Raw genomic sequence first — 8184 nt, 5'->3', positions numbered from 1 at the left:
CGCATCAATCAGGGCGATCCTAATTTCTCAGTTATCGTCGAAACGCTGTCAGAACATGGAAAACGTTCGGTCATGGCGCAAAAGTATTTGCCGGCAATCAAAGACGGCGACAAACGTATTCTGTTGATAAATGGTGAGCCGGTGCCTTACGCTCTGGCCCGTATCCCAGCTGAAGGTGAAACGCGCGGCAACCTTGCTGCAGGTGGGCGAGCCGAAGGTCGGCCACTGACTGACAGGGATCGTTGGATATGCGAACAGGTTGGCCCCAAACTACGCGAAAAAGGCTTAATTTTTGTCGGACTGGACGTCATTGGCGATTATCTGACAGAGATAAATGTCACCAGCCCGACCTGTATCCGTGAACTTGATAGACAATTTGGTATCAATATTGGTGCCGACTTAATGACAGCCATAGATAAACTTTTATGATGAAACTCTTTCCTCTTTTATTAATTCTAGTAGCCCTACTCACCGCTTGTGGAGAACAACAAGAAAGCGCCCGCCAGGCGAAGTTTTATGCCTTTGGTACTGAGATTGATGTCAGCCTTTATGGCGTAGATGCTGAAACAGCTGAAAAAACCGTTGATGCTTTGGAAGACTCATTCAACGCCATCAACGACACCTGGCATGCCTGGAAACTCAGCACCTTAACTCGAATAAATAAAGCTATCGCGAATGGCGAATCAGTTGAAATCAAACCTCAAGTCGCTGCCGTTATCGAAGAAGCGGCCACCTATGCCAAGGAAAGTCATCATTTATTCAACCCGGCCGCTGGTAAATTATTTGAGCTCTGGGGTTACCATCGTGATGATTGGTTTGAATCGCGCCCGCCACCCGCTCAAGACAAAATCGACGCCTGGTTAAAATCCGCCCCCAGTATGGAAAATATTCATATTCAAGATAATATTCTCACCAGTGATAACCCTATGGTGAAACTGGGCTTTGGTGGTTTTGCCAAAGGCACGGCGGTAGATGCCGCCATTGAGGCACTGAAAAAACAAGGTGTGAATAATGCCATCATCAATATCGGTGGTGATTTACGTGCGATTGGTAAGCATGGTCATCGCCCTTGGGTCATTGGTATTCGTCACCCACGCAAAGAAGCCGCTATGCTGGCTTCCGTAGCCGTTTCGGGTGATGAAAGTGTTTTCACCTCGGGTGACTACGAACGATTCTTCACCTATGAAGGTAAACGTTATCCTCATATATTGGACCCAAGAACAGGTTATCCGGCTCAGGATAATATCTCTGCGACGGTTATTCATCAGCAAGCCGCTCGTGCTGATGCCGCAGCGACCGCATTAATCGTGGCTGGCAAAGACTGGCCAGAGATTGCCGCATCAATGGGGATCAAGGAAGTAATGATTGTTCGAGCTGATGGTCAAATCGAAATGACCCCATCCATACAGAAAAAAATTCATTTTACTGACAAATCAACTCAACCGATTTTACGTGAAATAGGCACAACAGCGACTCCATAATCATGGCTACCAGCGCATCATCAGATCGACTTATTTTTACTTTGCTGTTTTCAGTCATCCTGCATCTGGTGATTGTGCTGGGCGTGAGCTTTGATGTGTTTTCAAAACCCACCAATGCACCTGCGAATAATCTTGATATCACATTGGTAAAACAACAAGACAAAATCAAACCGGAAGAGGCAGACTTTCTGGCGCAGGCCAATAATGAAGGTGGAGGTGAGCTTGATACACCGACCCCAGAACCGACAAAAGATAAACCTGTCCCGGTCACTAAAGATGTTCCATCAGCACCGCCGCCAGCACCAAAAACAGACACTGTCGCCGACACGGAAACAGTTGCGGTACAACCTCCGGCTCCAGAGCCAACACCACCAAAACCCAAAGAAGTAGAGCCTAAGCCTGAGGTCAAAAAACCTAAACCGCAGCCCAAGGCAAAACCCGTTCCTCAACCTGAAAAGCCCGTTAAAAAGCTCACTCAGGAAAAAGCGGAACGCAAGGTAGAAAAAACCGAGACAGCAGAAACCGCAGCTAAAACTGAAGCAGAACCTGAAAAGGTCACTAAACCTGACATTTCTGCCCGTGATTTGATGATGCAAGCCAGAAGTGAAATCAGCGAGCTGCAGGAAAAACTCGATAAAAGCACTAAAGCACTGAGTGAAAGACCAAAAAAACGACGTATTTCAGCCTCTACCAAAGAGTTTGCTGCCGCTGCCTATATGAAAGCGTGGGAAATGAAGGTCGAGCGAATCGGTAATATGAACTACCCGCAGGAAGCGCGGCAAAAAGGCCTGAGTGGTAGCCTGATGTTGTCTGTAGATATTAATCCCGACGGCAGTGTGCCAGCGGGTGGCATCGTCGTATCACGTTCATCAGGCCATAAAGTACTGGATGATGCCGCGGTCAAGATCGTCCGACTGGGGGCGCCTTATGCTGCCATACCGGAAGATGTATTGAAAAATAACGATATGCTGACCGTGATTCGTACCTGGAAGTTTGAAACTGGTCGAGGCCTGTCAACAAGATAAAAAAAGCCGGCAACGACGCATTGTTACCGGCTTAACTGAATATTACTGAAATAAATACTGGCGAATTTCTTGTTCGCTTTTATTGATAAAGTTTTTGTTAATGGTCTGACTGATATATTTTTGTGTCACTTCACCCATTTGTTGCTTGAGTGCCCCCAGAAAGCTGGGTGGGGAAATCAACACAAGGTCGTTGACATCACCTGTGCGGCGAGCCGTTTCCAGACGCTCACTTAAGTCATGAGCAAACATCTGCATTTCCTGTTTTTTCGGTTCCGTTTTGGACTCCATAGCATGACGCCCTCCAGAACCATAACTATCGAAACCTCGCCCCGGCTCGTCAGATACTAAGTCCTGATTATGAGCGCGACTGGCAGTATTGACCATGTCATCGATTTCCTTAAGTGGACTAGTCCGACTCTCAACAGAAAAAATCCGAGCCCGACTGCTCTCGGCGACAACGATCCACTTTTTCTTCATAGTCGATTCTCCTTCTCGCTTGGGAAAACAAGCAACACAGAGCAATAAGCGGGAAATCACCCTGCATCATCATTAACTTGATAGAAGCAATGGTTCGACTATAACAGACAATATGGCCTTTGTCTGTCACTTAACATTTCTAAACAATTCTTTACTTATCAGTGTCTTGTGACAGTTTATATCCCAAGCCCGCCTTACTGATATTGCTGTATTCAAGTGGCAGAGCGGCCTTAAGCTTGTCGGCTAATTTTTGGCAATGTTCTATATCGCCGTGCTTTAATTCCAGCTCAATTTCATGAATCGCTGTTTGTTTGCCACCTGCTCTGACTTCTCCTCGGTCATAAGCCAGTTCAACCACGGTGTCAGCCTCTAACACCAACAACCAGACATCTCGTTCAAACTCGGTGGTAAACACAGGCTGGATGGCATTCCAGACCTGGGCTTGTTCTAATAGCGGCGCAATGGCGGTTTCCGCCAGACGCTCAAGATCAAACACTGGCGCCCCCAATTCGTGTTCCCATTCTTGACGTTGGTGCAGACCAGCATTAGCTTGCCCACTGCATTTCACCGTTTGCAGCCATTGTTCACCTATTTGACGTAACCTCAATCCTACGCCAAATGTCATTAAGGCTTTGTCCGGCGTATCAAAATAGGTACTCAACAAATGTTGTTGATATACATCCTGTTTCAACATGGAAGTCAGCCAGCCCAGCGCTTGCAAGTTAAGCGAGTCAGCCTGCGTTACCTGAAGTTTTATTTCTTGTTCTAGGCTCATGAGTTCAATAAAGGCTTTAAATATTTACCGGTGTAAGAAGCCGGATGTTCGGCCACCTCCTCTGGTGTACCAACGGCCAGCACTTCACCACCACGTGCACCACCTTCAGGGCCCATATCAATGATCCAGTCTGCGGTTTTAATCACATCCAGATTATGCTCAATGACCACAATGGTATTGCCACGATCTCGCAGGCTATGCAGGACTTTGAGTAATTGTTCGATATCGAAAAAGTGCAGCCCCGTGGTTGGCTCATCTAAGACATACAGGGTTTTACCGGTATCACGTTTGGATAACTCTTTGGCTAATTTGACCCGCTGCGCCTCACCACCCGATAAGGTAGTCGCATTCTGGCCAAGCTTGATATAGGTCAGACCAACATCAATCAATGTCTGTAACTTTTTCGCCACGACCGGAATATTTTCAAAAAAGACATTCGCCTCTTCGATGGTCATATCCAGTACTTCGGTAATGGTTTTACCTTTGTAGCGGATATCCAGTGTTTCGCGGTTATATCGCTGGCCCTTACAGACATCACATGGCACATAAATGTCGGGCAGGAAATGCATTTCAACTTTAATCAGACCATCGCCCTGACAGGCTTCACAACGTCCACCTTTCACGTTAAAGCTGAAACGTCCTGGGCCATAACCACGTGAACGTGCCTCAGGTGTACCCGCAAATAACTCACGAATCGGTGTAAACAGACCGGTGTAGGTCGCCGGATTTGAACGCGGCGTACGACCAATTGGACTTTGATTAATCGCCACCACTTTATCCAGCTGCTCTAAACCAATAATTTCAGAATGTGGGGCGGGTTCTTCAGAGTTACCATTTAAGTTTTTCGCGGTCAGCTTTAATAATGTTTCATTGATCAGCGTCGATTTCCCAGATCCTGACACACCGGTGACACAGGTCATCAGACCAACCGGCACATCAATATCCACATTTTTCAGATTATTTCCGCAAGCACCTCTCAAACCAATCACACGGCCTGCATGAGGTGGCTGACGTTTCGCTGGCAGTTCAATTTTTCTACGGCCTGACAGATATTGCCCGGTCAGTGACTCTTCACTTTTCATGATTTCTTCAGGTGTACCCTGAGCCACAATTTGGCCACCATGCACACCGGCACCAGGCCCAATATCCAGCACAAAGTCTGCCATGCGAATCGCATCTTCATCATGCTCAACCACAATGACCGTGTTACCTAAATCACGAAGTCGGGTTAAGGTTTCCAGCAGGCGATCATTATCACGTTGATGCAGCCCTATCGAAGGTTCATCCAGAATGTACATGACCCCTACTAAACCCGCACCGATCTGACTGGCTAAACGAATACGCTGCGCTTCACCACCTGACAATGTTTCCGCACTGCGTGCCAGATTCAAATAATCAAGGCCGACGTTGACCAGAAAGCTCAGACGCGCTGAAATTTCGGTGACAATCTTTTCTGCAATTTCGCCACGTTTGCCAGGTAAGGTGAGTGTTTGAAAGAAAGTACTCACTTCACCGATAGGCATTGCTGTGACTTCAGGTAAGGTAATTTCATTCACAAATACATTACGTGAAGCCAGCGTTAATCTGGCTCCATGACACTCCGGACAAGCACGGATAGAATGAAATTTAGCCAAATCTTCACGAACACTGTTTGATTCTGTTTCGTGATAACGACGCTGCATATTCGGAATTACACCTTCAAACGGGTGTTTACGACTGACGCTTTTACCACGGTCGCCCATGTAGCTGAAGGCAATCTGCGTTTTACCACTACCATATAAAATGACCTCACGAATCTCATCGGACAAGTCCTGAAAAGGCCTATCCAGATCGAATTTATAATGCTCCGCTAGCGATAGCATTAGTTGGTAGTAATACGCATTTCGGCGATCCCACCCCCGAATGGCACCTGCTGCCAGACTTAATTCAGGATGAGTCACTACTCGAGCGGGATCAATAAACTGCTTCACCCCAAGCCCGTCACAAGTCGGACAAGCTCCAGCAGGATTATTGAATGAGAACATGCGTGGTTCTAATTCAGAAATCGAATAACCACACTCTGGACAGGCAAAACGTGCAGAAAATAAAGTCTCATCAGATTCATCATCCATCGACACGACTTTCGCCACACCATCCGCCATGGCTAATGCCGTTTCAAAGGATTCAGCCAACCGTTGCTGAATGTCCGGGCGCACTTTAAAACGATCCACCACCGCTTCAATGGTATGTTTTTTACGCAGCTCCAATTCAGGCGGATCATCGAGCTCAATAACTTGACCATTCACGCGCGCACGAACAAAGCCTTTGATTCGTAATTCTTCCAAGACATCACGATGCTCACCTTTACGATCCTGAATCACTGGTGCAATCAGCATCAAGCGTTTACCTTCCGGCATATCCAGCACGGCGTCTACCATTTGACTCACCGTCTGTGCTGCCAATGGTTGATGATGTGTCGGACAACGTGGTTCACCCGCACGAGCAAATAACAACCTTAAATAGTCATAAATTTCGGTGATGGTACCGACCGTTGAGCGCGGATTATGTGATGTTGATTTTTGTTCAATCGATATCGCAGGAGACAAGCCTTCAATATGATCCACATCCGGCTTTTCCATCATCGATAAGAACTGTCTGGCGTAGGCTGACAAGGATTCCACATATCGACGCTGCCCTTCTGCGTATAATGTGTCGAAGGCAAGCGACGATTTTCCCGAACCAGACAGGCCAGTAATTACAATCAGAGCATCTCTCGGCAGGTCCAGGTCAATATTTTTAAGATTGTGGGTTCGAGCCCCACGAATGCTTATATTTTTCATCCCGGGAACGCTTATATTTTTCATCAGGATTCCGTAGTAAAATCAAACGGATCAATATACTCTGTCCGACTACCATGACGCAAAAACAAACTACAACAAACTCATTGACCTCGCTGGAAAAGCGGAGTATTTCAGGGCTTTCGTTGATATTTGCCTTGAGAATGCTGGGCTTATTCATGATTTTGCCGGTTTTTTCGATATCGGCGCATCAATACACGGGCAGCACGCCAATGCTTATCGGCATTGCTATTGGCGCATACGGATTGACGCAAGCGCTCTTACAAATCCCATTTGGGATGTTATCCGACAAAATCGGTCGTAAGCGCGTTATCACTATTGGCTTACTATTATTTGCTGCGGGTAGTGTGATTGCGGCGACCGCACAATCGATTGAAATGGTTATCGTCGGTCGTATGTTACAAGGGAGTGGTGCCATCGCTGCTGCCATTATGGCTCTCACCGCCGATCTCACCCGAGATGAACAGCGTACAAAAGCCATGGCAAGTATTGGTATAAGTATTGGTCTGTCATTTTCTGTTGCATTGGCCACAGGCGCTATTCTTGAACACTGGATTGGTTTGTCAGGTATTTTCTGGGCCACCGGGCTGCTGGCATTACTTGGTATTGGCATTCTGCATCTATGGGTTCCCTCTCCCAAACGACTGGTGACGCACACTGATCTGGGCCCCGTGCCAAAGCAGTTTGGCAAAGTGTTTGGCAATAAACAAATCATGCGATTAGTGCTCAGCATTATGCTGTTGCATCTGCTCCTCACCACCAGCTTTTTCGCATTGCCTCACGTCTTACAGGATGTAGCGGGCTTAGACAAAAGCCAACACGCCATGGCGTATTTACCGGTATTACTTTTAGCTTTTGTCACCATGGTGCCATTCATCATCATCGCTGAGAAAAAACGTAAAATGAAATCTGTTTTCATCAGTGCTATCGCGGTGATTGGTTTGGCAGAATTAGGTTGGGCGTTTTTTGCTCACTCGTTAACCACTATACTGATTTGTCTGTGGTTATTCTTTACCGCATTCAATATTCTTGAAGCCAGTCTGCCATCGATGATGTCAAAACTTAGCCCATTGGAAAACAAAGGCACGGCGATGGGTGTGTATTCCAGCGCTCAATTCATCGGTGCCTTCATTGGCGGTGCTATGGGTGGAACACTATATGGCTCGTTTGGACTCGAGGGTATCTTTGTTGCCAGTGTTGTCTTGGTGGTTATCTGGTTATTACTTGTTTTCCCAATGCAAGCACCTAAACATTACAGCAGTAAGATTATTCATCTGAATGACACATCCATGCAGAATTCTGCTCAATTCATTCAGGAGTTAAGAGCTATTGCAGGTATCAAAGAAGCAGTAGTGGTGCCTGAAGAACAGGTGGCTTATGTCAAATACTCACCAGATGAAATTAACATGGATGAACTAGAGTCATTTGCTTCCCAGCATTAAGGAACATTGAGAAATAATGATCGACAAGTCAAGAGACAATCAGGGTCAGGTTATTTCTAACACTGCAGCTATTCTTACAGCTTTACAACATCACCCTGCTGGGCTAAGTATGGATGAGTTAATACGCCGGACTGAGCTGCCACGATC

7 protein-coding genes and 1 pseudogene are annotated in these 8184 nt (G+C 46.6%); 5 read left to right on the top strand and 3 right to left on the bottom strand.

Translation table 11 applies throughout. The features are described from left to right. From B4K20_RS12340 to B4K20_RS12330, 3 genes and pseudogenes are all read left to right on the top strand, one after another. Positions 1–429, top strand: a pseudogene (locus B4K20_RS12340) (glutathione synthase); the annotation flags it as partial. Beyond that, positions 426–1481, top strand: coding sequence for an FAD:protein FMN transferase (locus tag B4K20_RS12335; protein WP_289283099.1), 1056 nt, complete (start codon positions 426–428; stop codon positions 1479–1481). The pseudogene B4K20_RS12340 and the gene B4K20_RS12335, both read left to right, overlap by 4 nt. Positions 1482–1483: 2 nt before the next feature. Next, positions 1484–2506, top strand: coding sequence for an energy transducer TonB (locus B4K20_RS12330; protein ID WP_286305727.1), 1023 nt, complete (start codon positions 1484–1486; stop codon positions 2504–2506). A gap of 42 nt (positions 2507–2548) precedes the next feature. Here the strand turns inward: B4K20_RS12330 and B4K20_RS12325 are convergent, their stop codons facing one another. From B4K20_RS12325 to uvrA, 3 genes are all read right to left on the bottom strand, one after another. Next, complete coding sequence (locus B4K20_RS12325) at positions 2549–2983, bottom strand: host attachment protein (protein ID WP_286305728.1); 435 nt, start codon at positions 2981–2983, stop codon at positions 2549–2551. A 151-nt stretch (positions 2984–3134) separates the two neighbouring features. Next, positions 3135–3758 carry a CYTH domain-containing protein gene (locus B4K20_RS12320; protein ID WP_289283098.1) on the bottom strand — a complete coding sequence of 208 codons (624 nt, stop codon included), beginning with the start codon at positions 3756–3758 and terminating at the stop codon, positions 3135–3137. Next, on the bottom strand, positions 3755–6577 hold the full coding sequence (gene uvrA / locus B4K20_RS12315) for an excinuclease ABC subunit UvrA (protein ID WP_289283097.1): 2823 nt from the start codon (positions 6575–6577) through the stop codon (positions 3755–3757). Before uvrA ends, B4K20_RS12320 begins: the two co-directional genes overlap by 4 nt. 74 nt (positions 6578–6651) lie before the next feature. On the opposite strand from uvrA, the gene B4K20_RS12310 reads away from it, so the two are divergent. Then, positions 6652–8037 carry an MFS transporter gene (locus tag B4K20_RS12310; protein ID WP_289283096.1) on the top strand — a complete coding sequence of 462 codons (1386 nt, stop codon included), beginning with the start codon at positions 6652–6654 and terminating at the stop codon, positions 8035–8037. Between the two features lie 16 nt (positions 8038–8053). Beyond that, positions 8054–8184 (top strand): helix-turn-helix domain-containing protein (locus B4K20_RS17050; RefSeq protein ID WP_414683385.1); only part of this gene is annotated, 131 nt, incomplete at its 3' end.

Origin of the sequence: Methylophaga sp. UBA5088, from assembly GCF_002414625.1 — a bacterium.
In the GTDB taxonomy this organism is placed as follows: domain Bacteria; phylum Pseudomonadota; class Gammaproteobacteria; order Nitrosococcales; family Methylophagaceae; genus Methylophaga; species Methylophaga marina.
The sequence above is the reverse complement of the archived record's forward strand: the minus strand, read 5'-3'. Positions and strand labels throughout refer to the sequence as shown.

Bases quoted from the DNA above. Each gene is read 5' to 3' on its own strand.
- B4K20_RS12335 (WP_289283099.1), top strand. From the start codon at position 426: ATGATGAAACTCTTTCCTCTTTTATTAATTCTAGTAGCCCTACTCACC.
- B4K20_RS12330 (WP_286305727.1), top strand. From the start codon at position 1,484: ATGGCTACCAGCGCATCATCAGATCGACTTATTTTTACTTTGCTGTTT.
- B4K20_RS12325 (WP_286305728.1), bottom strand. From the start codon at position 2,983: ATGAAGAAAAAGTGGATCGTTGTCGCCGAGAGCAGTCGGGCTCGGATT.
- B4K20_RS12320 (WP_289283098.1), bottom strand. From the start codon at position 3,758: ATGAGCCTAGAACAAGAAATAAAACTTCAGGTAACGCAGGCTGACTCG.
- uvrA (WP_289283097.1), bottom strand. From the start codon at position 6,577: ATGAAAAATATAAGCATTCGTGGGGCTCGAACCCACAATCTTAAAAAT.
- B4K20_RS12310 (WP_289283096.1), top strand. From the start codon at position 6,652: ATGACGCAAAAACAAACTACAACAAACTCATTGACCTCGCTGGAAAAG.